Below are 22926 nucleotides of genomic sequence, written 5' to 3' on the forward strand. Positions count from 1 at the left end.
GGCTTTCAGGCGGTGGTGAGGGCGTGGCGGAGGGTGGCCAGGATGCCGGTGAGGAGTCGGGAGACCTGCATCTGGGAGACGCCGATCTGCTTGCCGATCTGGGCCTGGGTCAGTTCCTCGACGAACCTCAGGCGCAGGATGGTGCGCTCGCGCTCGGACAGGCTGTTGACGGCCTCCTTGAGGGACAGGACGTTCTCGATCGTCTCCAGTGCGGGTTCGACCTCGCCGAGGCGCTCGTGCAGGGAGTGGTCGTCCTCGTCGGTGCCTGGGGTCTCCAGGGTGCCGGCGGTGTAGGCGTTCGCGGCGATCTGGGCTTGGACGACGTCGGCGGGGGTGACGCCCATGCGGTCGGCGAGCTCCGCGGTGGTGGGCTCGCGTCCGAGTTCGCTGTGCAGTGCCTCGCCGGCGCGGGCCAGTTCGATGCGCAGTTCCTGCAGTCGGCGCGGCACGTGCACGGCCCAGCTGGTGTCGCGGAAGTGGCGCTTGATCTCGCCGGTGATCGTCGGCAGCGCGTAGGTGACGAACTCCAGTCCCCGTTCGGGTTCGAAGCGGTTGATCGCCTTGATCAGGCCGATCACGCCGACCTGCACGATGTCGTCCAGCGACTCGCTGCGGTGCGCGAACCGCGCGGCCGCGTGCCGGACCAGGGCCATGTTCAGCTCGACCAGCGTGTTGCGTACGTAGGAGTACTCGCTGGTGCCCTCCTCCAGGCTTCGCAGCCGGACGAACAACAGGTCCGTCATCTCCCGGACCTCGCCCACCGTCGGGCTCGACGGCTCCTTCGGCGTCGGCCGCTGCGAGGTCGTGATCCGATCCTCGAGGGTCTCGCGGGCGTCGGGTCGGGTCCGCCGGGTGGCTTCGACAGGCACGGTACTTCCCCTCCAAGATCCAAAACCGCACACGACAGAAGCCGCGTATACCCGGCCTCCCGCCATCCATGCACACCCGATTCGATCAGAATCGACTGACGCTCGGCTCCCCGGTCGCTGGCCGCTGAGCAGCCAGAAGGCCGAAATCGGGTCTGGCTTCCGTGGGCGGTCCCCCGCGTACAGTGAGGGGCCGAGTCGGATTCAGGAACTGTTGCCACGCTGCGGAAGGCCCCTATGGACACCCCCGTCTTCGCTGATCCTCAGCGGCTCACCATTGACGTGACCGAGCATCCGGGCGGCACCGTCGTTCACGTCCTCGGCGAACTCGACCACGACACCACCGAGGAACTCCAGGAAGCCCTGGGCCAGGTCCTGGAGCGGCGCGGTGGCGGGCATCTCGTCATCGACTGTGCCGCCATCGCCTTCTGCGACTCCAGCGGCCTCAACACCCTGTTGAGAACACGCCACCGGGCACACGAACAGCAACGCCCACTGACCCTGGCGGCCCCCAGCCGCGCCATGCTCCGGCTCCTGCAGATCACCGGTGCGGACGCGGCCCTCGACACCACCCCCACCGTGGCAGAGGCACTCACGACGCTTTGAGACTCAGACCTGCTGTGAGCCTCCCTGGGCTGTCGCCCTGCCGGGTCTTGGCGCTTTGGCAGTGAGGTCCAAGGCACCCTCGGCGACCACGCGTGGCTGGTGCCCCGCCGGAGGCCGGCGGCGGGGTCCAGCACGGGAAACTCCGCCGGTTGATGTAAGACTGGCCGGCATGGATATACGGCGGAGGAACAACGTCACGGTCACCGGTCGTGCGGACGGTCCGGTGGTGCTGCTGGCCCACGGCTTCGGCTGTGACCAGAACATGTGGCGGCTGGTGCTCCCCGCCCTGGCCGAGGCATGCCGGGTGGTGCTCTTCGACTACGTCGGCTCGGGCCGCGCGGACCCTTCGGCCTGGGACGAAAAGCGCTACAGCTCGCTCGAGGGCTACGCACTGGACGCGGCGGAGGTCTGCGAGGAACTGGACCTGCGGGAGGTGACCTTCGTCGGGCATTCGGTCAGCGCGATGGTCGGCGTGCTCGCGGCGGCGAAGGCGCCACAGCGCCTCTCCCGCCTGGTCATGGTCGCCCCCTCGCCCCGCTACATCGACGACGTCGGGTACCGGGGCGGCTTCAGCGCCGACGACATCGACGAGCTGCTGGAGTCACTGGAGTCGAACTACCTGGGCTGGTCTGCGGCGATGGCCCCGGTCATCATGGGCAACGCGGACCGGCCGGAACTCGGTCAGGAACTGACCGCCTCGTTCTGCGCGACCGACCCGGACATGGCCCGTGTCTTCGCCCGGACGACGTTCCTGTCCGACAGCCGTGAGGACCTCAAGACGGTCACGCTCCCGACGCTGGTGCTGGAATGCGCACACGATGCGATCGCTCCCCGTGAGGTCGGCGCCTACGTCCACGCCGCGATCCCCGGCAGCCGCCTGGTGACGCTTCAGGCGACCGGGCACTGCCCCCAACTGAGCGCCCCGCAGGCCACCGCCGGCGCCATCCTCGACTTCCTCGGAACGACCCAATGATGTGCCGTGCCGCCGAGGAGTCGGAGAACGAACCGGAGACGGACGCCACCGACGCCGTGTTCACCTCGCTGCTGGAAGACAGCGCCGAGGAACTCTACGAGCACGCTCCGTGCGGATACCTGTCGACGCTGATGGACGGCACCATAGCGAAGATCAACACCACCCTGCTCGACTGGCTGGGCCTGTCGCGCCCCCAGGTGGTGGGGCGGATGCGGTTCACCGACCTGCTCACCGTCGGCGGCAAGCTCTACCACGAAACGCACTTCGCTCCGCTGCTGCAGATGAAGGGCGACGTGAGCGGCATCGCCCTGGACCTCAAAGCCGCCGAGGGCCGGCTGCCGGTGCTCGTCACCTCGAAAGTGAAGACCACTGAGGACGGGCAGCCGCTGCTGATCCGCACCACCGTGTTCGACGCGCGCGACCGACGCGCCTACGAGACCGAGCTGCTGCGCCGACGACGCGAGGCCGAGGAAGCCCGTCGCCGGGCCGAGGCGGACCGTGAGCGCCTCCAGGAGGCCCTTGCCGTCCTGCAACAGAACCTGCTGCCCCCGCAACTGCCCACCATCGCGGGCATGGAGGGTCAGGCCCACTACCACACGGCCTCCCCGGATCTGCTCGGCGGAGACTTCTACGACCTCTTCCCCCTGGACGCCGGCCGGTGGGCGTTCTTCCTGGGCGACGTGTGCGGCAAGGGCCCCCAGGCCGCGGCGGTCACCTCGCTCACCCGCTACACCCTGCGCGCGGCCGCCTTGCACGACCCGGATCCGACCACCGTGCTGACCACCTTGAACACCGTGCTGCACGACCGCTACTCCAGCGGCGACACCCGCTACTGCACCGCGATCTTCGGCGTCCTGGAACCCGTTGCCGGCCACGTCGACGTGCACATGGCCTCCGGTGGCCACCCGTCCGCTCTGATCCACCGCGGCGACGGCACCGCCGACTTCCTCCCCACCCCCGGGGGCATGCTGATCGGCGTCCTGCCCCAGGTACAGTTCACCGCCGCCCACACCCGACTGCATCCCGGCGACACCCTGCTCCTGTACACCGACGGCCTGACCGAGGCCCGCACCGGGCCCCAGCGCGAGCTGTACGGCGAGGACGCCCTGCGCGCCTTCGTCGCCAGCCACCCCCCGACAGGTCCCAAGGCTCTGATCAAAGCCTTGACTGCGCTCCTCACCGGTTTCGGCGACGGGCTCGACGACGACACCGCACTGCTCGCCCTGGGCGTGCCGGCGGTGCCGGAGGTCTGCGATCGCGTCCCCGGCGGCGGGACCCGATGATTCCGCTGACGATCACCACTCGTCAGGCAGCCACAGGGCCCGTCCTGGAGGTCGCCGGCGACCTCGACCATGCCACGGCCCCCGCCCTGCGCCGGGCCGTCGAGGCCCTCGGTCTGACGGCAGGGCAGGTCCTGGTGGTGGATCTGGCCGGTCTCGACTTCTGCGACTCGAGCGGCATCACCGCGCTGCTGGCGGCCCGGAACCTGACCAGCGAGCAAGGCACCGGAATGGTCCTGGCTTCGGTTCCCGAGAACACCGCCCGCATCCTGGGCATCGTCGGCTTGGACCGGGTCTTCACGATCCTCCCCAGCGCCCCGGCGTGACGTCCGCGACCGGGCCCGGATGCCCGCCGGGCTCGGTGCGGGGCTGAGGAGTGTCGACCAGCCCCACCGTGTGCCTGTCCAGCGACGCCGAGGTCACCGACACCCATCTGTGGCCGGAGTTCCTCGTCGCCTCCGGCCTGACCCTCGTTTGCCGGGCCGGCGCCACTCACTGACTGCCTGTTTCCAGTCCCAGGAGCCGCACGCCGATCCATGGATGTCCGAAATCGGAGTGTGGCGGAGGCGTTCGGCGAACGGTCACGGTGACCGTTCGCCGAACGGAACTGCTGGGGTGGGTGGGACGTGGGGGCCTCGAGGGAGGCCCTCATGCCGAGGCCGACGAACTCGGTCGGCGGCCCGACTCGGCCTTGATCGTTCTCAAGTACGTGGCCACCAACTTGTCCTGGGGGCGCACCTGATGCGAGGCTGTCGAGTCCCCGGTCCGGGGGCTTGGGACAGGTTCAGGCCGACCGGGCGGTTACTTGATCCAGAAGCGCTGGTTGTACGCGTCGGTGCACGCATACTGCTGGATCCGTGCGCCGTTTTGGCTGTTGAAGCCCGTCACGTCGAGGCACTTGTCGGAGAAGGTCCGGAACTCGACCTGCCCGTCGGGCAGCGGGTTGATGGTGAAGCGCTGGTTGTACCCGCCGGTACATGTCCACTGCTGGATCGGCACCCCGTTCCCGCTGTTCCCGTTGGGTACGTCGAGGCACTTGTTCGCGAAGGTCATGATCTCGTACTGGCCATCACCGACGTCCTCGATCCGGAACTGCTGGTTGGCCGCACCGGTGCAGATCCACTGCTGGATCGCAGCCCCATTGGCGAGACTGCCGCTGGCCACGTCGAAGCACCTGTCGGCAAAGGTCACGATGTGGACCGTTCCGTTGGCGGACGCGGCCACGCCGGTGCCTGGCACCCCCGCCCCGGCGCCCAGGGCAAGCGCTAGCACGGTCAGGCAGCGCCAACCGGCCCTGAGGGAAGCACGCATGTCGAATCTCCTATTCTCCGGAGCCCTTGTCCGGGTCACCTCAGCCTGAGGCTGCGGGCCGCCGGGCGGCCGGGATTACTCCAGCAGCAGCGTGTCGTGTACGTTCCAATTCGGTCGAGCTTCCGGCCCCTCCTTCCAGGCCGGGCACTCGACTCCGTGCCGATGGGTTCGTGGGCTCGCAGCTGCGGGCCCGTCGCGGAGCGTCGGCGACACGGCTTTCTGCGGGCCACCGCGTGTCGGCCTTGATTGGAGGCATCCGCTCCGCCAAGATCCGAGCGATGGTCCTGTCGGCATCCCCCCGTCCGGCAGGGCCATCACTACGTCGGGGGTCCCCCCAAACGTCGGAGCCGCAGTCGAGCCACTCGACCCTGTCGCCGGCCCTCAAATCGAGCTCCTCCAGGACGACCAGCCGGATCAGTCGCGCGGCCACGATCCGGCTGTTCGAGGCTGATGTCCGGGGCGAGCCGTCCACCGATTCCACCTGCTTGTCGGCCGTGGGACATCGGATGCCGTGCGAGCCGCACCGGACCCGCGGCGCGTTCGGCGTGCCGGCCGGGGATCCGTGGCGGTGGCAACCGGCTGCGCTGCGGCCGGACCGGCTCCGGCGGCCGAACGCGACGTCTAATTCCGCCGGACCCGGAGGCGTTCCGGTTGAGGATGTGCCCGAGGCCCGAGGCCCGAGGCCCGAGGCCCGAGGCCCGAGGCAGGAGTCAGGAGTCAGGAGTCAGGAGTTCTCCGCAGATGACGACGAGCGGCGGGGCGGCAGCCCTCGACGGCAGGGTGGCGCTGGTAACCGGAGGAAGCAGGGGGATCGGGGCGGCGGTGGCGCTGCGCTGGCCGGGGACGGTGCGGACGTGGCTCACTGTGCGCAGGGGCGGATCCGTCGGGTGCGCTGCGCATGGGCGGCCGTGTGGACGTGTGTCACAGGCCTCGGCTGACGACGGTCAGGACGGTTTCGGTGATGTCGAGGGCGCGTGAATCGGCGAGCTCGGCCAGGGGGCCTTCGACCAGGAGGACCGAGAGGCCGTGCACCGCGGACCATGCGGCGTACTCCGCGTCCGGGCGCCGCTCTGCGCTCAGGGCGCCGACGGCGACGAGGTCGTCCAGGCATGCGGCGAGTTGGGCGAAGGGATGGTCGGCGGCCAGATCGTCGGCGGACCTCCCCCGTGCGTTGGGCGCGGGGACGGCGGCGGGCCGGAATGCGGTGCGGAACCATCCTGGCTCGGCGCGGGCGAAATCCACGTAGGCCCGGCCGATGGCCCCCAGGCGGGCCCAGGCGCGCTCGACCGGGTCCTCGTGGCGTTCGGCCTGCGCGCGTTCGCGCATGAGTGCCCCGAGGCGGTCCAGGCAGCGGGCCGACACGGCCGCCAGGAGGTCCTCGTGGTCGGCGAAGTGCCGGTACGCGGCATTGTGGGACACCCCGGCCGAGCGGCTGACCGCGCGCAAGACCACGGCGTCGGGACCGCCGGTGCGGGCCATCTCCAGGCCGGTCTCGATCAGGGCGTTGCGCAGGTCGCCGTGGTGGTATCGGTCGGCGGGGCGGGTGGGCATGCGGCCTCCTTCTGTTGACAGTGTCCACTTTGAGGCGGATAGTCGCACATGTACCCACTGTCAACATTTCGCCTGAGCGACAGGGGGCAGCGATGCTCTCGATCCACCCCTCCCGTCGGTACCTGGTCCTGATCACGGCGTGCCTCGCGGCCTTCTCGATCAACCTCGACACCACGATCGTCAACGTGGCCCTACCGGGCCTGGCTCGGCAACTCCACGCAGGCACCAGCGATCTGCAGTGGGTCGTCGACGGCTACAACCTCGCCTTCGCCACCCTGGTGCTCGCTGCCGGCTCCCTTGGGGACCGATTCGGGCGCCGTCCCGCGCTGCTGACCGGCCTGGCCGGATTCGGCCTGACCGCCGCCGCGGCCTCCCTCGTCGACACCCCCGGCGCCCTGGTGACACTGCGCTTCGCGATGGGCGCATGCGCGGCGCTGATCTTCCCCACCACGCTCTCCGTCATCACCAACAGCTTCCCGGACCGCCGGGAACGGGCCCGCGCGATCGGGGTGTGGGGCGCCGTCACCGGCCTTGGCGTCGCAGTCGGCCCGGTGTGCGGCGGCCTGCTGCTGGCCCACTTCGGCTGGCAATCGGTCTTCCTCGCCCTGGTGCCGGCCAGCGCGGTAGCGCTGGCCGCGACCTGGCGCTGGGTTCCGGAGTCGAGCAGCCCAAGCCAGGCGCGACTTGACCCACCCGGCCTCCTCGCCTCCTCGGCGGCGATCGGCATCCTCGTCTACACCCTGATCGAAGCCCCCGGCCGGGGATGGACCTCGCCCGCCACGTTCGCGGGCTTCGCGAGCGCGACGCTGCTCACCGCGGTGTTCGTGGCCATCGAACGCCACCGCGCCCGGCCCATGATCGACCTGAGGCTGTTCAGAACACCCGCCTTCTCGGCGGCGAGCGGCTCGGTGACGGTCGCGTTCTTCGCCCTGTTCGGCTTCATCTTCCTGGTCACCCAGTACTTCCAGTTCATCCGCGGTTACGGACCCCTGTCCACCGGCGTGCGGATCCTGCCCGTGGCCGTCACCATCGCCGCGGGATCGGTCGGCGGCGTGCTGCTGGCCGGCCGCCTGGGAACCCGCGCGGTGGTGGTCACCGGACTGCTGCTGCTCGCGTCGTCGTTCGCCTGGATCGCCGCGTCACCGACGTTCACCCCCTACACCGCCGTGGTCGGTCAGATGGTGCTCATGGGCCTGGGACTGGGCATGACCACCGCGCCGGCGACGGAGTCGATCCTCAGCGTGCTGCCCCCGGCCAAGGCAGGCCTGGGCTCGGCGGTCAACGACGCCACCCGCGAAACCGGCGGCACTCTCGGCGTCGCCGTCCTGGGGAGCATCTTCACCTCCCTGTACGCGAGCCGCCTCAGCACCCTGCTGACCGGTCACCTTCCCCCGCAGCAACTGCACGGCGCGAAGGAGTCCGTTGCCACGGCCCTGGCCACCGCCCGGTCCGCAGGCGTCGGCGCACAGACGCTGCTCGGCTCGGTGCAGAGCGCCTTCATGACCGGATTCCACACCGCCTGCGTGGTAGCCGCAGCAATCTGCGCAGCAGGTTCACTGTGCGCCCTCGCCCTGCCCTCCGTCCCGCTGGGTACCCGGCCCACACCACAGCCGACCCAGGACCGCCGACGGCCTTCCCTCACACAGCAAGGACCTGCCAGTCCGACGCGAGCCGCACGCTGAACCGGAAGGCATCCGGAACACCCAGCAGATCAGCCCCTCGCGATCGAAGACCCTCGACATCTCCGGCTCCGCTGCATTCGCCGTAGACCCGGCCCCCGGGACCCCGCCGGCTGAACAGGTCGACCGCTCCGTCTTCGTGCCCCCCGCAGTCGTGCGGCGGGCATGTGGCGTTCCAGGGGGTGGGGCGGGGTCATGTGCGAGGCGCACCGTGTCTCTACGCGGAGATCCCCGGGCCGGGGGAGTCCGGTCCGCACGGCGCGGTTGCCAATCATCTCAGGGGCTGGAGGTCAAGCCGCCTGCTCGGTCGGGGGTGCCGGGGGCGGGGCTGTCAGCGGTCAGCAACTTTTGGTTCTGGCGCGAGTTCCGTGAAAGGCATGGTCAGCCCCGCGAGGGCGCTGGCTGGCCGAACCGGCCTCTGCAGGAGCGTGACTGCGCTAGAACGCGACAGCCGACAGGTCGGTAGCGACTTCGACGGCCTGGTAGCCGTAGGTATCCGCCGCATCGACGCGCAGCATGAGACAGAATCGATCGAGGGACTCGACCTCCCTTGCGAGACTCTTGTAGTCGCGCTTGAGCAGGTGCACCGCCGCGCGGTTGGCGATCGCCGACTGCCCCATGATCATGAGGACCGGCCGTTCCGACTGGGGAGGGGTGAATTTCGCGACCAGTGCATGGTCCGTTCGTCCCTGTTTGTGGATGAAGCGCTGACCATCAACCGTGAAGTCGCCACGCTGGTTGACCTTCACACCAGGCAGGTGCCTCGCCAAGTACTCGACGTTGCGCCGGTTCGATCCCAGGCCACCGATGCTGAGTTCGGTGCGATCCCCGTTCAGCTCAGGCGCTTCTGCGGCAACGAGGGAGAATCCGCACCCTGACTCCTCGGCGAGCATCGCAAGTTCGATGATCGCGTAGACGTCACCGTGCTCGGTGACGGTGGGCATCTCCCAGTGGCTGTTCAGGATGATGACGCACGGTGCACCGGGCCGCAGGCCGAGCAGTGCCTGCCTCCGATGCAGGATGCGAGCGGTGCTCACACGCTTCCAGGCCCATACGGACCCGCCGCTGACGACGCTCGTGATCAGCCCGATCACGACATTCAGCATTGCATCCGACACGGAGCCCCCGCCCTCGCCGTGGCAAAACGATCTGATGGTCGGTGAGCCAGCGTACTGATCAACGCCCCGTGGGGCGTAGTGATTGGCCCTCGCCGGGGAGTGTCAACGAGGGCTCGTCGCATCTCGCGTGTTCAGCCTGCCGCGAGCGAGCGATCCAGGTGAAGCACTTGAGTGAGATCTGAGCCTAGGTCCGCTACCCCTTGGAATTGATCACCCCGTGCTGGGTCGGGTGCGGCGAGGCCGACGGCGACGCGGCTCACGGCGGACGCTGGCTGACTCAGCCGGGCTGAGCGCTGGCCGCCTTCTTGCGCACCCCGATTCGCGCCCGCGTACGATCACCAGCCGTCGCCGATGAAGTGAGGCTGGATCGATGCCCCGTACCCCAACGCGGATACACCTGACTGCTGTCAGTCTGGCCTTGACCGCTTTGCTGGCTTGCGCAGCCTGCGCTGAACAGACCAGTGTCGTGCCGTCCGCTCCCGCGCCGACGAGTGCCGCCGGGTCCGCCGTCCCCGCAAGCCCTCCTCCGAGCCCGGGTCGACCGAACCAGCAGCAGTTGGACACGGCAGCGGACGCGGTCTCACGCCTGGGCGGCTCCTACCAGGACGTCTTTACGGGCCTGATGGTGGACGTTCCGGACGGTCGCGTCATCGTCTAACGGAAGCCGGGGGGTGGCGGCTTCGACGCCGCCCTCGCACACCTGGGTCTGAGCGTCCGCGTGGCCCTGCGCGACGCGCCGCGTTCGATCAGCGAGCTGGCGGCCACCCGCCACCGTGTCGTGGCACTGATGGGGCACACGAGTGGCTACAGCATCGTCATGGTGGGCGACGGATCAGCGGTGAGCTTCGCCCGCGGCGTGGTGGAGGTAGGCGTCAGCGGAAACCTGGCCCGCGCCCAGGACGACCTGCGTGCCCGCTTCGGCCACTGGGTCACCGTCTCAGTCGCCCAACCGCTCTGAGGCTGACCGGATTCTCCACCCCGTGTTCGGCTGCTCATGGTGCACACCTCGACCCTCCGGCGATCACAGACCGGACGCAATCCGACTACGCCGAAGCCCACTACGCCGAAGCCCTGGTCAGCAGGTCGGCGAGCACGCCAAGGATGCGGTAAGGACGCGGTCAAGGACACCTTCAAGCACTGATCGCGACGCAACGGGTGCGGGGTGGGGCGGCCTAGCCCCGACCCCAGCGGGTTGCCGAAGCCGATGAAGCCCCCGCCCTGCTGTGCGCCCTACCGGGGCAGATCGAAGCCCCGCCGCCAAGGCGAGAGGTCAGGAGCCGACGGGCAGGACGGTCTCCTGCTGCCGGGTGGTCAGTGGGGAGTCGTCCAGCGTGCGGGCGTCCGGGAGGCGGTGGCGGGCGGCAGCCAGGGCGCTGTCGATGTCGCGGGTGCCGGTGGCCACGCACAGCGTGTAGGTGACGTCCTCCAGGCGCCGGCGTGTCTGCTCATCGCCGAGCTCAGCACCCAGAGCGGCAAGCGCCGCGTACTTCTCGACCAGCGTGTTCAGCACCGACGGATGCGCCATCAGCACGTGGACCAACCCCTCCGATTGCTCAGCCTGCGCGGCGGTTCGGATCACCGCCCGAACGGCCGTGTGCCCCGGGCCGGTGCTGCGCATGCGCACCAACACTGAGGACTTGGTGCGGTCCTGGACACCTCACGGTTGCGTGTGGAGTGCCGGGTGGCCGGGCAGGCGCGCGGTGGGCGCCCCTGACGCCCGATCAACGCACAGCACTGGAGCAGGAGGATCACCTCGTGGAAGCGACGGGCATCTGGGCCTACCGACAGGACTGCGGCTATGAGGCGGGCATGGACCTGTCCGGGTTCGCGGTCGAGGCCGTCGACGGCCGGATCGGGAAAGTCGACAAGCACACGGATGAGGATGAGGCGGAGGCCGGGCAGATCGTGGTCGACACCGGCGTGTGGATCTTCGGCAAGCACGTCCTGCTGCCGGCCGGCACCATCGCCTCCATCGACGCGGACGAGAAGGTCGTGCACGTGACCCGGCGCCAGGACGAGATCAAGAACGCCCCTGAGTTCCACCGCGACCGCCACGAGAACGACCCGGAGTACCACCGGCAGATCGGCGCCTACTACCGCGCCCTCCCCCTGCACTGACAAGGCAACCGAGGGGATCGCATCTCATGACTGACAAGGCAACCGAGGGGATCGCATCTCATGGGGGCGTCAGCCGTGAGAACTACTGACGGGCCCGGCTGCTCGCCGCGTCTGACGCGGCGGGCAGCCGACTGCCACCAGCCGCCTGTCGCTCCGCCTTCGGGCTGAGGCAGTGACGCGGCGTTCGGTATCTCCCGGTTGCGCCGTGGCCAGAAGGTGGGCTACACCGCCGGCAGCTGAATCGGCCCCTGCATTGGGAGGCGCCACGGGTCCGGCTGTGGTTCGTCGCCGCCCTTCCGGCGGCCCCGCTGGCGTGGGCGGTCCGGGCGCGGGGCGGTCGCGGCCTCTCACGTAGGGGGACTGGTGAGCAGGACGGCGTAGGGGCTGACATGCGGAGGGTGACCGGCCTTCCTTGCCCGGCCCGCCTCGTCGCGACGAGCACAACGGTCTGGCCCCGTGCCACAGGGGTTGGCACGGGGCCCGACCCGGGAGGGCGGGCGCGGCCTCGGGGGAGGGGCCGGCCCGGCCCTCGGCGTCGGCGGGCTGTCCGCGAAACCGCCGACAGGGTGCGCTTGACCGGGATGACGCTCGGGCAAACGTACGAGAGATCGCGCTGTGTACAGGGGTGTCAGCGCCCTGTGTGCTCGTCGGCGCTGCTACATGAGTGGCGACTGACGGTCCGTCGGCGGCCCGAGGGGAGGAGCGGGGGTGCGTACGGTGGTGGCCCGGCTGGGTGAGGTGTGGCGTCGGGGGCGGGAGGTGGAGTTGCTGGAGCGGTCAATGGCGTTCGGCGCGCTGTTCCTGGTGACGTTGATGCCGCTGCTGGTGATCATCGCGGCGGCGTCGGCCACTCGCGGCGCGGGGCTGGCGCAGTGGATCACCGACGCGATGGGACTGACCGGGCAGGGCGCGCAGGCGGTGCGGCAGTTGTTCACCAGCAGCGGCCGCACCTTGAGCACGACTACCGCGGGCAGTGTGGCGGCGGTGACGGTGTTCGGGGTGTCGCTGATGGCCGCGGTCCAGGGCGCGTTCGAGCGCATCTGGGACCTGGCCCGCGGGCCGTGGCACAGCGCCGCTCGTCAGGCCGTCGCACTGGCAGGCCTTGTGGGCTACCTCCTCGCGGCGGCGTGGAGCGGCAGCCCGGGCCGGGGCACGGCGTTGCAGCCGGGGCTGCGGATCGCGGTCACCGTGGTGGGCGGGGTGCTGGTGTTCTGGTGGTTGCAGTGGCTCCTCCTCGCCTCACGCGTGGAGTGGCGACTGCTGTTGGCCGGAGCGGTCGCGACCGTGCTGGCTCAGGTCGGCTTGTGGTTCTTCTCCACCTGGGTGCTGGCCCCTTTGCTGGTCGCCAACGCCGTCTCCTACGGCACCATCGGCACGGTCCTGGTCGTGGTGTCCTGGCTCGTCGGCGTCGGCTACACGATCTACGCCGGCGCCCTGTTCGGCCGCGTCCTCACCCACCCCGACCCGCGGACAGCGGCGCCTGAAGGAGATGCCGGCCCCGAGATCACCGTGCCACCTGGGCGGACCGAATGATGGCGCATCGGCTCTTGTCCGAGTGCCCGCATGTGTTCGGAGCCGCGGGGGCAGACGCCCGCCGAGCGCAGCGGCGGGCGGAAGGAGACCAGGTGGCCGAGGTCGGGGCCGTGGGATGGGCGCGTAGGTTCCCCGTGCGAGGCGGGATCCGCGCCGGGCGGGCGTGGGCGGGCGACCACCTGTCGGCCTTGGGCTGGGACCAGAGCGCTCCGCAGATCGTGGACGCGGTGGTGCTGGCGGTGTCAGAGCTGCTCACGAACGCGCACGTGCACGCGCGCAGCGACGCGGAACTGGTCCTGACCTGGGACGGGCAGTGCCTGCACCTGAGCGTGCATGACCACGATCCTGGTTTGCCGCGGCCACGTGAGTCGGGTCCGGAGGAGCTCGGGGGGCGGGGTTTGGCATTGGTGGAGGCGGTGGCCGACCACTGGCACACCTCCCCGGAGCCGGACGGCAAGACGGTCACCGCCTGTTTCCACCCGCCCTCCGCGGTCTCCGGGCCGCTTCCGTCGTAGGACGCGCGACAGCGCTCGCGGCCCGATGCCGAACCCCGATAGCCACCGCGCCGGGAGCGCCTGCCCGCTCGTGCCGTTGGCACGGGTCGGATTGGTGAGCGCGCTGCGGTTCCGCGTCGAGAACCAGGCCCGGGACGTGGCGGCGCAGTTCGGCACAGGCATTCGGCGGGTGGGGAACTGGCTGGAAGGTACCTCCTGCAAGGTGCCTCGTTCCATCGGACAAGCCCAGCGTGCTGACCGGCCAGCAGGACGTACGTGACCGCCCAGCGCCCAGCGCGCCACCTTGCTGTGGATGGGGACCGCGTGCCGCCCAACAGCGCGGCGTGGATCACGGAATGCGGGGTAGACGGATGAAGCCGCCGGCTTCTCCCGGACGGACGAGCCTGGGAAGGAACCCTCCGATGCCGCAGCTCCCCGCGAGAATCAGCCACTCTGCGCCGTTCTCCCTCGCCGGCCACACATCCCCTTACCCGCTGCAGTTGACGTACAGTAGCGAGACCCCCTGGCAGGTGGCGATCGACTTCCCTCGCGAAGCGGTGACGGACCGACGACCTGCTCGCTGGGTGGTCGGCCGCGAGCTCCTACTCGACGGTCTGGCTGCTCCCTGCGGTGAGGGCGACGTGCGCGTGTGGCCACAGGGACGGTCGACGGTGCTCGAACTGCGCACCCGCACAGGTTCGGCGGTGCTGACCGTGCGTGCAGCCGCGCTGCGGGAATTTCTGAACGACACCTACGCGCTGGTCCCCGGCGGCCGCGAAGCGGACCATGTGGACTGGGACGCGGTGGTGACCCAACTGCAGGAGCGCTGACGCGCTCCCGCCTCGTCCGACAGCAGCGCCCACGACGTCACCGCCCGCCTGCTGGGCACGTCGGGCGGGCGCGTCCTGCTGATCGCGCTGGCCCTCGTGGTGATCGGCCTCGGGCTGGCCATGATCGCCCGTGCGGCGAGCCGTCGATTCGCCGAGCGCCTGCGCACCGGCTGGATGACGCGGGCCACCCGCGAGGCCGTCCTGCGGCTGGGGCAGATCGGCCACCCCGCCCGAGGGGTGATCGTCACCGCGACTGGCCTCCTCGCCCTGGTGGCCGCGCTGACGGACAACCCGGCGCGGGCCAAGGGACTCGATGCCACCCTGCGCTCCTTCGCCCGGACGTCCTTCGGCCCCAGGGCGCTGGCCGTGGCCGGCGTTCGCCTGCTCCCCGCGACGGGCGAGACCAGGACGCCGCTTCGCCCTCCTGAGGCAGCTACCGGGACCGGCGCGATGACGACCGGTCAAATCTCTCCCTGCCACCCCTACCGCGTTCGCCCCGCGATGCGGGTATGACGGCTGGACCGGGCGGCGGTCCCGCCTTGTCGTCTGCGCGCACCACAAGCCGTCACGGCGACCTGACCGGCCCCCGGCGGCTGGTCTGTGGCCTCTCGTGGGAACGGACGGCCGGCCTCACTGCCCGGCCGCGTCTCCTGCGTCTCGTTGCACTGCCGGCCCAGGCGCGGATCCGTTCGGCGTGGTGAGGACGGCGAGGAGATCGGCGACGCTCGGGCCGGTGTCGGCGGGGTGCCGCAACTGGGTGCCCGGCAGGAGCCGGTACTGGTTGGTGCGTCCTTCGCGGGTGTGGGTCAGGTACCCGGCCCGCTCCAGGTCGGCGATGATCCGCATGACCGCGCGCTCGGTGAGCAGGCAGTGCGTGGCGATGTCGCGAACCCGCATGCCGGGGTCACGGGCGATCTGGACGAGCACCCGGGCGTGGTTGGTCAGAAAGGTCCATCCGGTCGAGGCGGGAGCGTGGTCCATGGGTCCAGCATGACGCTGCTGTCGTGACAGCGCAAACATGACGCTGATTTCATGTCACGCTTGACACCTACGGGCGTGCGGGCGATCCTTTGGGTGACAAACGCAGGCAGGCCGTGGACGCCCCCGGCCCCGATCCCCGCCGCGCGGGAGGTGGCGCTGTGACCCGCGATGAACTGAACGCGCTGGCCGCGCGGCTGCACGCGCACCCGGGCGGGGCGCCGCGGGGGATCGAGCAGGCACTGAAGGCGCTGGACGCCTACCTGGCCCTCTCCGAGAGCCACCCCGAGTACGCCGGCCTGGCGGTGGAGCGAGGCCACGCGATCGATCTGTGGAACGCCCTGCAGGACACGGCAGAGGCCCTGGCGTACAGCCCCGCCGTCGCGGCGGGGACACCGACGGCGGCCGCGGCCGCCTCATGACCGGCCCCGGCGAAGGTGACCCGCCCCGCGACGGTGACCGGCCCCGCGATGGGGACCGGCCCCGGGCGGACGGCCACGATTCCCGCGGCGACGGGCACCCCGCAGCGTCCGCCCGGACGACTGGTGCCGGCTTCAGTGGCGCCCGCGGCCGCTGAGCAGGTCGCGGGCACGGTCGACCAGACCCGCGCCGGGAGCGAGGATCTTGTTCATGGGCGGGGTGTCCGGAGCGCTTGGGTGGGGCCGGGTGGGCGCCTTGTCCTTCGCGGAGCGGACCTTGTCCCCGAGCTCGGCCAGCTCCGGGCCGGTGCAGGCGGCGGCAAGCGCCGGGAAGAGGTTCTCCTCCTCGTCGGCGACGTGCGCGCTCACCTCGGTCATGAGCTGCGCGGCCGTGGCGTCGAACTCCGGCTGGTGGATGTCCAGGTCCTCAAGTTTCTTCAGCAGCTCCTCGACCCTGGCGTGGTCGGCGATCTCCCGGTCCGCAAGCTGGTCGCCCCCGGCGACGTGCTCACGCACCGCCGGGTACAGGTGCATCTCCTCAGCCACCGAATGGCGCACAAGCTCGATGGTGAACTCGTCCGCGATGTCCTTGCGCCCGGGGTGGCCGGGCGGCAGCGCGTTGAAGCGGTCGAACATCTCCTCGACCTCGCGGTGGTCCACCAGAAGTTCGTCGATCACGTTCCCACCGTGTCCCACGGTCACGCTCCTGTCGTTAGGCACTCATGTGATGCGAGGACCTGATCGGTCCTCCTGCTCGTCTAACCCCGGCCGGCGGAGGTCACGCGTCCGGCTGGGCCGAACGGGTCATCCGCGTGCCGGGGAACGAGGCGCATGCCGGGCGGCTCCGGGGGCACACGCGCTTCAAGGAGGTGGGATAAACCATGGGTCCCTTGCTGTTGGTTCTTCTGCTCGCCCTGCTGCTGGGCGGAGTCGGGTTCGCGGTGCACATCCTTTGGTGGGTCGCGATCGTGGTGCTGGTGCTGTGGGTCGCCGGTTTCTTCTTCCGCGGCGCGGGTGAATCCCGCGGCCGCTGGTATCGCTGGTAGCCGACGGAACCCAGGAGCGGGGCGGAAGCCGACACCGGTGCGGCTTCCGCCCCGCATCGCTTGCCCCACGGCGAAGGGCGGTTCGGACGCCTGGACGTGGTCGTCAACAATGCGGGCAGCATCCGGGTCGGCCCGCTGGCGACGATGGACTCGGCGGAGCGAAGCAGGCCTGATGCGCACCGGATCGCACCAAGCGGCCCGGTTCCGCGGCGACCACCGACGACGCGAGGACGCCTGGTTCGCTGCCTCCGCGTGCCTGTCGGCTCGGTCGATGAGCGCCGAACGCGCCCGCGCCAGCGATCGTCGACAGCGATCGTCGACGCCGCACTGGCACGGCGCCCCGAGCCGGTGCTGACCCCGGCCGCGAAACACTGGTCCGGCTGCACGGCCTCCGCCCGTCACGACGGGCCGTGCCCTGTCCCTGGTCAGTCGCCTCCTGCCCGACACCCCGGACCCGGCACAGCCCCGCTGGAGCAGCGGGGGCCGAAGCCCGACTGCGGTTGGGCACAGACTTCTTGGACCGGCTCACCACCCTCGACCCTCGGCGACCGCGCGGGGCTCAGGTTCAACCAGACCGTGCCTCTCGCCGACGCGGGTGGCGAGAGGGGCGCGTGACGCTCGGGCTGTCCCGGCTCACGGGAAGTCAGCTCACCTCGTGCAGGTAGGTCGAGCCGCAACGGCGGCAGAACGGGGTCGCTTCCGGGCTTCCCCAGTCGTCCGGCGGCAGCTCGCGGCCGGTCGCGTCGATCGGGCGGCCGCACATCGTCGCCGCGGACCATGTGCCAGTCGCCGTGCTCGCCCGGCCCCGCCTTTTCCTCGACCATACGGAACTGCATCCCTCGCTCCTCCCGTGCGGCGTGTACCGAGGCGGTGCTCCCGGCCCGGCCGCCCCAGGAGCTTCTGCCCTGCCCTGAGCGCGACTCGCCCCCTCTCGGACGACGGCGTGCAGGGCGGCGGTCCCCGCGCGGGTCGATGCCCACCGGCGTGGCCGACGTGCCGCCGGGCGTCGGGGTCCGGCACGGGGTGTGCCGTCGCGGTGGGGCGTCGTCGCTGGTCGGCCCGGATTCGCCAGCGCCTGAAACCGCTCGAACGCGGTGATGATCACCCTGCACAGGGCCAGTGGCGAGCCGGGCGGAGGCGCGACGCCGGCCAGGTGGTGACCACCTGGGCCGCGGATGGAGAAGAGCCGCAGCCGTATGTGCTCACCTTCCCGGTCGCCGTCGCCGTCGCCGTCGCCGTGGCACTCGCACTCGACTCCGACTGACGCCCGCTCACCCTCACCTCTGCCGGTGCTGCCCAACCTCAGACCTTTTGCATGCTCACGCAAAAGCCTGGTCGCCGGGGTGCCCTCAGTCGATCGTGGAACCACGGCGTCAGTTGCTGGTCGTCGGGCCCCGGCAGGGGCGCGATCGCGGCTCGGCCCCTGTGCACTCACGCACCGTAATCTCCGAGGGGAAGCTCTATGCGCGCAAGGATCGGACGTCTTTCGGCGAGGCTCGCGACGGTAGGTGCACTGGCTCTCGGTGCGATGGGCATGGCGACGGGGGGCGCATTCGCCGCCGGCCCAGGTGGCGTTGAGACGTGCCCGAGCGGGAGCGTGTGCCTGTACTACAACTCGCCGGGAAACGGCTGGGGCTCGTTCGAGAACTGGACGCTTCCTGTCGACACCGACCTGTCCGGCAAGTTGTTCGCTCACTGGGCCAACGGTTCGGGCTACGGCCAGGTGGTCGCCGACAACGCCGCTTCGATCGTCAACAACACCGGCCAATACGTGCAGGTCACCACGGACACGGGCGGGCACGTCAACTTCGTCCCGGGCTATGCGGGATCGCTCAACGAGGCAGCGAACCACGATACGCACCTCTGGGGCTGACGCGCTCTCACACGCGGTCCAGCAGGTCATCAGCACCGACCACGGGAGACCCCATGAAACGAACGTTCTCGATCGGCATCGCCTCAACCGGTGTGGCGGCGGCCGTGCTCCTCGCAACGTCGGGTGCGGCCTACGCCGCCGGCCCCGGCGGTGCCGAGTCCTGCCCCAGCGGCAGCATCTGCCTGTACTTCAACTCCCCCCAGTACGGCTGGGGCTCCTTCGAGCATTGGAGCCCCGGCCGATACGACGACCTGGGCCAGTTCGCCTTCAGCAACTGGGGCAACGGATCCGGGTACGGCGTCCGGGTCGGCGGCAACGCCGCGTCCGTTGTCAACAACACCGCCACCACACTCACCATCTACAACGCCACAAGCGCCCACGGAACCGTCCTTGACACCGTTGCTTCGGGCTACGCGGGCGTCCTCCCGAGCGGCATCGCCAACGCCGAGTGGTCGATGTACAGCTCGTGAATCAGCACGACTGCTGCCACCCGCGCAATGCCACAGAACCGGAGGAGACATGCGCACCATCAAACTGAGCCGCCGCACCACCGGGTTTGCCTCGGCCCTCGCCGTCGCGGCGGCCGTGACGCTGCTCGGCACGACCACGCCCGCCTACGCCGCCGGGCCAGGCGGCGCAGAGGCCTGCCCGTCCGGATCGTTCTGCCTGTACTACAACTCTCCCGGCGTGGGCTGGGGATCGTTCGAGCACTGGAGCCCTGGCTCGTTCAGCGACCTGAGCCAGTACTTCTTCCGGGACTGGGGCAACGGCTCGGGCTACGGCCAGACCGTCTACAAGAACGCGGCCTCGGTCGTGAACAACACCTCCCTATCGTGGAACATCTGTGTCCCCGCGCCCCCGCCGGACAACATGAACTGCGGGATACCCATCGCCCCGGGATACGCCGGCAGCCTGCCCAGCGCCGCGCACAACGAAGACGTCGCGATGTTCATCAACTGAGGGACCCGTTGGATCCAACGCCCCCTACCGGGCCACCGCAAGGCCGGGGACGTGAGGATCGCCATAGGTCACACCCCAAGTCCCCGCCGTGGCCGAGCATTTGGGATTCGACCTGCGGTGTCACCCAACACTGCCGTGCGGCGGCGGATCGCTGACACACGGCAGCGGCTCCGGGGCAGCTCTGACTGACCAGGAGCCGCCCGACCTCGCAGTCGAGCGCGCTCCTGGAGGCCGACCACTCCTGACGGTTCACTGTCGGACCTCCGTGCCGTCGTCTCCTTCGAGACGCTGGGGGCATGGCGTTCACCGCGTTACGTCTGGACCGCGGACGGCTCGAAGCGACGGCGGACGCCCCGGTGCTGCGACTTGTCCTGGGAGGCTGTGCGCCGAGCAGTCGCCGCACGGGCTTGGAGCGCGATCTGAGGCGACGGCCGTGTGACCGGGCCAGCCACCGACGGGCGGCTGAGCGGTCACCTGAACGCGCAGTTTTTCGGAATGAGCTGATGCACCGGGTGTGCGCGGGGGGTATGGAACGAGTGCCCGGTAAGGACCTTCACGAGCCGGTAGTCGTGATCATGAACAACGTCACACGTCTGTGCCGTCCGCGTGGGACCACGACACCGGGGTAACGGCGTGCCATGTATGTCAAACATCCATCGGACCGGGACGGCCGGAACGGAGCCGGCTTCGAGAAATTCGCGGAACACGCCTCCAACTTCACTGCCTCTCGCCTGTTCTCCGCATTCTGCGTACTGCTGGTCGCGGCGTTCGTCGCCGTCCACGCGCTGGGCATGTCGCTCGCGGCGCAACTCGCCGCGGGCGACGTCATGACCGCTGTCACCCTGCTGCTCCTCGCGCTGCTGAAGAATTCCGAACGCCGGGCCGAGTACGCGATCCAACGCAAGCTCGACGCGCTCGCCACGGCGATGCTTGAAGAGAAGGAAGGAAGAGACCGCGACGCACGCACGGCCTTGGAAGAGGCCATCCGCGCGGAAGAGGACCTGTAGACGCAGCCACGCTCGGGCCGACGGCCGGCGGGGTCGCTCTGGACCCGCCCACCGCTGAGGCGCTGCCGGTGAGGGCCTGACCTGCCGGGGTGCGGTGGCCGCTTCTCCGGCCATCGCCCCTCATGCAGGCGAGCTTTTGGGGCCTGGTGCGGTCGCCAAGAGGCTGCAAGCGAGAACAAGGTCAGCACGTGACGAGCCGCTGGATACGCGCTTGTCGGCGGGGGACTCCGTTGGATCAAGTGCCCTTGGGCTGGCGCCATTGGTTCGCGCGTCGTCCGACGGCGGCTTCGGCGACGGTCTGCTGGATGCGGCGTTCGCGGGTCGCCGGTGTCTTGGCCGCCGTGATCCATTCGAGGATGGCGCGTCTGGTGGAGCGCGGGAAGCTGTTCCAGTTGGCGCGTGCGGCGGCCTCGGCGTCGAGGAGAGTGCGCAGGTCGTCGGGTTCGAGGAGGTTTTCGACCGCGTCGAGGGCGGTCCAGGTTCCGTCCTTTTTGGCGCGGTCGACCGCCGCGGTCCCTGCGGGCTGCATCAGCCCCTGCGCACTCAGGAGTTCGATGCGGCGCTTGTTGACGCGCGACCAGTTGCTGCCCGCCCTTCGCGGGGTCAGCAGCAGCTGGGAGCGCTGGTCGTCGAGAGCTCGCGGGCGGCTGTCGACCCAGCCCTGGCACAGGGCTTCCTCCACGATGTCGGCGTAGGGGACCCGAGGGTGGCCGCTGCCGGCTTTCCAGGTGACCAGCCACACGCCCGGTGAGGTGGCGTGGTGGGCCGCGAGCCAGGACCGAAGTTCCTGACGGGAGGTCACGGTCAGGTGCTCGTAGCTGTCGCTCATGGTGTCGTCGGTCCGCTCGCGTGGTCGTCGATGAGCCGGTGCGCCAGACGCAGGCCGGCCGCGGCCGGCCCGTCGGGGCCGAGGTGGGCCGCGCTGGTGTAGCAACCGTCGATGAGGACGGCCAGCTCGTCGCCCAGTGCCCGCCCCGTTTCGTCGTCCGTGCAGCGGGCGGCCAGGCTCTGAAGCCGCTCGCGAAGCCGGGCACGGTAGTCGCGGGCGGCCCGCCGAGCCGGATGGCCCGGCTCGGGGAACTCGATACTCGCGTTGTTGAATGGGCACCCGCGAAACCCGGGCTGTCCGAGGTCCTGTGCGATCGCGTCGACGACCGCGTGCAAGGCCGCCGCGGGGTCGTGGCGGGCCGCTTCGTCGTCGATCAACGCGAGGATCGTGTCGGACAGGCGGTCCAGGTAGGCGCCGATCAGCTCCGCCTTGGTCGGGTAAAGCCGGTACACACTCGCCTTGCCCACACCGCTGGAGCCGATCAACTCGTCCATCCCGACCTCGTGCACGCCGCGCTCGTAGAACAACCGCTGCGCAGCGTCGAGCACCATCTGCTCGCGCTCCTCCCGGCTGCGCCGGACCCGCGTCTGTGTGACCATGAAGCTAATGATACGGACCGTACCGTACCAAAGGGAGCCGGTCATGAACCCTGACGATGCCGACGCACCCGTCGCCCTGATCACCGGGGCAGCCCGAGGCCTCGGCCTCGAAGTCGCCTGCCAGCTGGCCGACACCGGTGCCCAGGTCTGGATCGCCTCACGCAAACCCGAGCACGCGACCGAAGCCGCCCAACACCACCCCGGGCTGCACGCGCTGCCCCACGGCCTGGACCTGACCGCCCCCGACACCGTTGACGTCTGCGCTGCGGCTCTCGCCGACAATCCAGGCCGCCTCGACATCCTGGTCAACAACGCCGCCGCCTACGTCGACTGGACCGAACAGGCCACCAGCGCCGACCTGGACGCCGCCCGAAGAGTGTTCGACGTCAACCTGTTCGGAACCTGGCGCCTCACCCAGGCCCTCCTGCCCCTGCTGCGCCGAAGTCCCCACCCGCGCATCGTGAACATCTCCAGCGGCGCCGGCTCCCACGCCGATCCGCAGTTCGGTCTCACTGCACGCAAGGGCGCTGCGGCCTCGTACGGCATCAGCAAGGCCGCAGTCAATGCTCTCACCGCCACACTCGCCGCCGAGTTGGCCGACACCTCTGTGGTGGTCAACGCGGTCTGCCCCGACCTGACCGCCACCTGGCCGGGGGCGGAAACCATGGGCGCCCGGTCGGTCCAGGACAGCGCCCAGGGGGTCGTTTGGGCCGCCACCCTCCCCGACAACGGACCACGCGGCGGCTTCTTCCGCGACACCGCGCCGCTCGCCTGGTAGACGCGGACCCTCCGGGTGCGGGGTGCGGGGTGCGGGGTGCGCTGTCAGCGCCGGGTTCTGCGGGCGTGGTCGAGGCGG

Annotated in this window: 28 protein-coding genes and 1 pseudogene; 20 read left to right on the forward strand and 9 right to left on the reverse strand. The window is 70.1% G+C overall.

Annotation, left to right across the window (positions count from 1 at the left end):
* Window positions 1-5: 5 nt before the first annotated feature.
* Window positions 6-869: a SigB/SigF/SigG family RNA polymerase sigma factor gene (locus tag TR48_RS13125; RefSeq protein WP_042366387.1), complete on the reverse strand. Its 864-nt coding sequence runs from the start codon at window positions 867-869 to the stop codon at window positions 6-8.
* Between the two features lie 234 nt (window positions 870-1103).
* Here TR48_RS13125 and TR48_RS13130 point away from each other — a divergent pair, with 234 nt between their 5' ends.
* The 5 genes from TR48_RS13130 to TR48_RS46320 all read left to right on the forward strand — a co-directional run bounded on the left by TR48_RS13130 (window position 1104) and on the right by TR48_RS46320 (window position 4224).
* Window positions 1104-1472, forward strand: coding sequence for an STAS domain-containing protein (locus TR48_RS13130; protein ID WP_042366389.1), 369 nt, complete (start codon window positions 1104-1106; stop codon window positions 1470-1472).
* Between the two features lie 169 nt (window positions 1473-1641).
* Entirely contained in the window at window positions 1642-2445 is an 804-nt protein-coding gene (locus TR48_RS13135) for an alpha/beta fold hydrolase (protein ID WP_042366391.1), read from the forward strand.
* Window positions 2442-3728 carry a PP2C family protein-serine/threonine phosphatase gene (locus tag TR48_RS13140; RefSeq protein ID WP_042366393.1) on the forward strand — a complete coding sequence of 429 codons (1287 nt, stop codon included), beginning with the start codon at window positions 2442-2444 and terminating at the stop codon, window positions 3726-3728. Before TR48_RS13135 ends, TR48_RS13140 begins: the two co-directional genes overlap by 4 nt.
* On the forward strand, window positions 3725-4051 hold the full coding sequence (locus TR48_RS13145) for an STAS domain-containing protein (RefSeq protein WP_042366396.1): 327 nt from the start codon (window positions 3725-3727) through the stop codon (window positions 4049-4051). The genes TR48_RS13140 and TR48_RS13145 overlap by 4 nt, the downstream gene beginning before the upstream one ends.
* A 50-nt stretch (window positions 4052-4101) precedes the next feature.
* Window positions 4102-4224 carry a hypothetical protein gene (locus TR48_RS46320; protein WP_268873575.1) on the forward strand — a complete coding sequence of 41 codons (123 nt, stop codon included), beginning with the start codon at window positions 4102-4104 and terminating at the stop codon, window positions 4222-4224.
* 302 nt (window positions 4225-4526) lie between these two features.
* Here the strand turns inward: TR48_RS46320 and TR48_RS13150 are convergent, their stop codons facing one another.
* Entirely contained in the window at window positions 4527-5036 is a 510-nt protein-coding gene (locus TR48_RS13150; RefSeq protein WP_084729322.1) for an RICIN domain-containing protein, read from the reverse strand.
* A gap of 921 nt (window positions 5037-5957) precedes the next feature.
* Window positions 5958-6587, reverse strand: coding sequence for a TetR/AcrR family transcriptional regulator (locus TR48_RS13155; RefSeq protein WP_042366399.1), 630 nt, complete (start codon window positions 6585-6587; stop codon window positions 5958-5960).
* A 92-nt stretch (window positions 6588-6679) separates the two neighbouring features.
* Between TR48_RS13155 and TR48_RS13160 the strand changes: the two genes are divergently transcribed.
* Window positions 6680-8269, forward strand: a complete 1590-nt coding sequence (locus TR48_RS13160; protein ID WP_042366401.1) for an MFS transporter — start codon at window positions 6680-6682, stop codon at window positions 8267-8269.
* A gap of 434 nt (window positions 8270-8703) precedes the next feature.
* Here the strand turns inward: TR48_RS13160 and TR48_RS13165 are convergent, their stop codons facing one another.
* On the reverse strand, window positions 8704-9360 hold the full coding sequence (locus TR48_RS13165; RefSeq protein WP_201777115.1) for a hypothetical protein: 657 nt from the start codon (window positions 9358-9360) through the stop codon (window positions 8704-8706).
* Between the two features lie 811 nt (window positions 9361-10171).
* Between TR48_RS13165 and TR48_RS43170 the strand changes: the two genes are divergently transcribed.
* On the forward strand, window positions 10172-10342 hold the full coding sequence (locus TR48_RS43170; protein WP_161789817.1) for a hypothetical protein: 171 nt from the start codon (window positions 10172-10174) through the stop codon (window positions 10340-10342).
* A 312-nt stretch (window positions 10343-10654) separates the two neighbouring features.
* Here TR48_RS43170 and TR48_RS13175 read toward each other — a convergent pair whose 3' ends face one another.
* Complete coding sequence (locus TR48_RS13175) at window positions 10655-10915, reverse strand: DUF5133 domain-containing protein (protein WP_042366520.1); 261 nt, start codon at window positions 10913-10915, stop codon at window positions 10655-10657.
* Between the two features lie 278 nt (window positions 10916-11193).
* On the opposite strand from TR48_RS13175, the gene TR48_RS13180 reads away from it, so the two are divergent.
* The 6 genes and pseudogenes from TR48_RS13180 to TR48_RS44950 all read left to right on the forward strand — a co-directional run bounded on the left by TR48_RS13180 (window position 11194) and on the right by TR48_RS44950 (window position 14872).
* On the forward strand, window positions 11194-11502 hold the full coding sequence (locus TR48_RS13180) for a hypothetical protein (RefSeq protein WP_042366522.1): 309 nt from the start codon (window positions 11194-11196) through the stop codon (window positions 11500-11502).
* 708 nt (window positions 11503-12210) lie between these two features.
* On the forward strand, window positions 12211-13035 hold the full coding sequence (locus TR48_RS13185; RefSeq protein ID WP_052442640.1) for a YhjD/YihY/BrkB family envelope integrity protein: 825 nt from the start codon (window positions 12211-12213) through the stop codon (window positions 13033-13035).
* A 92-nt stretch (window positions 13036-13127) separates the two neighbouring features.
* Window positions 13128-13550 (forward strand): ATP-binding protein, encoded by a 423-nt coding sequence (locus tag TR48_RS13190; RefSeq protein ID WP_042366407.1) that lies wholly within the window; start codon window positions 13128-13130, stop codon window positions 13548-13550.
* Between the two features lie 401 nt (window positions 13551-13951).
* Window positions 13952-14359, forward strand: coding sequence for an SsgA family sporulation/cell division regulator (locus TR48_RS43175; protein ID WP_052442641.1), 408 nt, complete (start codon window positions 13952-13954; stop codon window positions 14357-14359).
* Window positions 14360-14383: 24 nt separating this feature from the next.
* Window positions 14384-14488 (forward strand): annotated as a pseudogene (locus TR48_RS46325) (DUF1206 domain-containing protein); the annotation flags it as partial.
* Entirely contained in the window at window positions 14480-14872 is a 393-nt protein-coding gene (locus TR48_RS44950) for a DUF1206 domain-containing protein (RefSeq protein ID WP_369405576.1), read from the forward strand. The pseudogene TR48_RS46325 and the gene TR48_RS44950, both read left to right, overlap by 9 nt.
* Before the next feature lie 117 nt (window positions 14873-14989).
* Here the strand turns inward: TR48_RS44950 and TR48_RS13205 are convergent, their stop codons facing one another.
* The gene (locus TR48_RS13205) at window positions 14990-15340 is read right to left on the reverse strand and encodes a helix-turn-helix transcriptional regulator (protein WP_042366409.1); all 351 of its coding nucleotides are present in this window, start codon (window positions 15338-15340) and stop codon (window positions 14990-14992) included.
* Window positions 15341-15498: 158 nt separating this feature from the next.
* Here TR48_RS13205 and TR48_RS13210 point away from each other — a divergent pair, with 158 nt between their 5' ends.
* Window positions 15499-15759 carry a hypothetical protein gene (locus tag TR48_RS13210; RefSeq protein ID WP_042366412.1) on the forward strand — a complete coding sequence of 87 codons (261 nt, stop codon included), beginning with the start codon at window positions 15499-15501 and terminating at the stop codon, window positions 15757-15759.
* A 132-nt stretch (window positions 15760-15891) separates the two neighbouring features.
* Here the strand turns inward: TR48_RS13210 and TR48_RS13215 are convergent, their stop codons facing one another.
* Window positions 15892-16452 carry a hemerythrin domain-containing protein gene (locus TR48_RS13215; protein ID WP_042366414.1) on the reverse strand — a complete coding sequence of 187 codons (561 nt, stop codon included), beginning with the start codon at window positions 16450-16452 and terminating at the stop codon, window positions 15892-15894.
* A gap of 185 nt (window positions 16453-16637) precedes the next feature.
* Here TR48_RS13215 and TR48_RS13220 point away from each other — a divergent pair, with 185 nt between their 5' ends.
* The 5 genes from TR48_RS13220 to TR48_RS13240 all read left to right on the forward strand — a co-directional run bounded on the left by TR48_RS13220 (window position 16638) and on the right by TR48_RS13240 (window position 20642).
* The gene (locus TR48_RS13220) at window positions 16638-16802 is read left to right on the forward strand and encodes a hypothetical protein (RefSeq protein WP_042366415.1); all 165 of its coding nucleotides are present in this window, start codon (window positions 16638-16640) and stop codon (window positions 16800-16802) included.
* Window positions 16803-18336: 1534 nt separating this feature from the next.
* Complete coding sequence (locus tag TR48_RS13225) at window positions 18337-18675, forward strand: peptidase inhibitor family I36 protein (RefSeq protein ID WP_268873577.1); 339 nt, start codon at window positions 18337-18339, stop codon at window positions 18673-18675.
* A gap of 53 nt (window positions 18676-18728) precedes the next feature.
* Window positions 18729-19145, forward strand: a complete 417-nt coding sequence (locus TR48_RS13230) for a peptidase inhibitor family I36 protein (protein ID WP_052442643.1) — start codon at window positions 18729-18731, stop codon at window positions 19143-19145.
* Window positions 19146-19194: 49 nt separating this feature from the next.
* Entirely contained in the window at window positions 19195-19635 is a 441-nt protein-coding gene (locus TR48_RS13235) for a peptidase inhibitor family I36 protein (protein WP_052442644.1), read from the forward strand.
* A gap of 638 nt (window positions 19636-20273) precedes the next feature.
* On the forward strand, window positions 20274-20642 hold the full coding sequence (locus TR48_RS13240) for a low affinity iron permease family protein (protein WP_042366419.1): 369 nt from the start codon (window positions 20274-20276) through the stop codon (window positions 20640-20642).
* A 235-nt stretch (window positions 20643-20877) separates the two neighbouring features.
* Here TR48_RS13240 and TR48_RS13245 read toward each other — a convergent pair whose 3' ends face one another.
* Together TR48_RS13245 and TR48_RS13250 are read right to left on the reverse strand one after the other, a co-directional pair.
* Window positions 20878-21471 (reverse strand): YdeI/OmpD-associated family protein, encoded by a 594-nt coding sequence (locus tag TR48_RS13245; RefSeq protein WP_042366421.1) that lies wholly within the window; start codon window positions 21469-21471, stop codon window positions 20878-20880.
* Entirely contained in the window at window positions 21468-22115 is a 648-nt protein-coding gene (locus tag TR48_RS13250) for a TetR/AcrR family transcriptional regulator (RefSeq protein WP_201777116.1), read from the reverse strand. The genes TR48_RS13245 and TR48_RS13250 overlap by 4 nt, the downstream gene beginning before the upstream one ends.
* On the opposite strand from TR48_RS13250, the gene TR48_RS13255 reads away from it, so the two are divergent.
* Entirely contained in the window at window positions 22114-22848 is a 735-nt protein-coding gene (locus tag TR48_RS13255; protein ID WP_042366422.1) for an SDR family NAD(P)-dependent oxidoreductase, read from the forward strand. The genes TR48_RS13250 and TR48_RS13255 overlap by 2 nt on opposite strands.
* Window positions 22849-22926: the final 78 nt, after the last annotated feature.

Origin of the sequence: Streptacidiphilus neutrinimicus (genome assembly GCF_000787815.1) — a bacterium.
Taxonomy (GTDB): Bacteria; Actinomycetota; Actinomycetes; order Streptomycetales; family Streptomycetaceae; genus Streptacidiphilus; species Streptacidiphilus neutrinimicus.

Excerpts from the sequence above, each read along its gene's own strand:
- TR48_RS13180 (WP_042366522.1), top strand. The coding sequence starts at position 11,194 with ATGGACCTGTCCGGGTTCGCGGTCGAGGCCGTCGACGGCCGGATCGGG.
- TR48_RS13230 (WP_052442643.1), top strand. The coding sequence starts at position 18,729 with ATGAAACGAACGTTCTCGATCGGCATCGCCTCAACCGGTGTGGCGGCG.
- TR48_RS44950 (WP_369405576.1), top strand. The coding sequence starts at position 14,480 with ATGATCGCCCGTGCGGCGAGCCGTCGATTCGCCGAGCGCCTGCGCACC.
- TR48_RS13235 (WP_052442644.1), top strand. The coding sequence starts at position 19,195 with ATGCGCACCATCAAACTGAGCCGCCGCACCACCGGGTTTGCCTCGGCC.
- TR48_RS43175 (WP_052442641.1), top strand. The coding sequence starts at position 13,952 with ATGCCGCAGCTCCCCGCGAGAATCAGCCACTCTGCGCCGTTCTCCCTC.
- TR48_RS13140 (WP_042366393.1), top strand. The coding sequence starts at position 2,442 with ATGATGTGCCGTGCCGCCGAGGAGTCGGAGAACGAACCGGAGACGGAC.
- TR48_RS13220 (WP_042366415.1), top strand. The coding sequence starts at position 16,638 with ATGGGTCCCTTGCTGTTGGTTCTTCTGCTCGCCCTGCTGCTGGGCGGA.
- TR48_RS13205 (WP_042366409.1), bottom strand. The coding sequence starts at position 15,340 with ATGGACCACGCTCCCGCCTCGACCGGATGGACCTTTCTGACCAACCAC.
- TR48_RS13225 (WP_268873577.1), top strand. The coding sequence starts at position 18,337 with ATGGCGACGGGGGGCGCATTCGCCGCCGGCCCAGGTGGCGTTGAGACG.
- TR48_RS13245 (WP_042366421.1), bottom strand. The coding sequence starts at position 21,471 with ATGAGCGACAGCTACGAGCACCTGACCGTGACCTCCCGTCAGGAACTT.
- TR48_RS13150 (WP_084729322.1), bottom strand. The coding sequence starts at position 5,036 with ATGCGTGCTTCCCTCAGGGCCGGTTGGCGCTGCCTGACCGTGCTAGCG.
- TR48_RS43170 (WP_161789817.1), top strand. The coding sequence starts at position 10,172 with ATGGGGCACACGAGTGGCTACAGCATCGTCATGGTGGGCGACGGATCA.
- TR48_RS13145 (WP_042366396.1), top strand. The coding sequence starts at position 3,725 with ATGATTCCGCTGACGATCACCACTCGTCAGGCAGCCACAGGGCCCGTC.
- TR48_RS13240 (WP_042366419.1), top strand. The coding sequence starts at position 20,274 with ATGTATGTCAAACATCCATCGGACCGGGACGGCCGGAACGGAGCCGGC.
- TR48_RS13255 (WP_042366422.1), top strand. The coding sequence starts at position 22,114 with ATGAACCCTGACGATGCCGACGCACCCGTCGCCCTGATCACCGGGGCA.
- TR48_RS13155 (WP_042366399.1), bottom strand. The coding sequence starts at position 6,587 with ATGCCCACCCGCCCCGCCGACCGATACCACCACGGCGACCTGCGCAAC.
- TR48_RS13135 (WP_042366391.1), top strand. The coding sequence starts at position 1,642 with ATGGATATACGGCGGAGGAACAACGTCACGGTCACCGGTCGTGCGGAC.
- TR48_RS13160 (WP_042366401.1), top strand. The coding sequence starts at position 6,680 with ATGCTCTCGATCCACCCCTCCCGTCGGTACCTGGTCCTGATCACGGCG.
- TR48_RS13250 (WP_201777116.1), bottom strand. The coding sequence starts at position 22,115 with ATGACCGGCTCCCTTTGGTACGGTACGGTCCGTATCATTAGCTTCATG.
- TR48_RS13130 (WP_042366389.1), top strand. The coding sequence starts at position 1,104 with ATGGACACCCCCGTCTTCGCTGATCCTCAGCGGCTCACCATTGACGTG.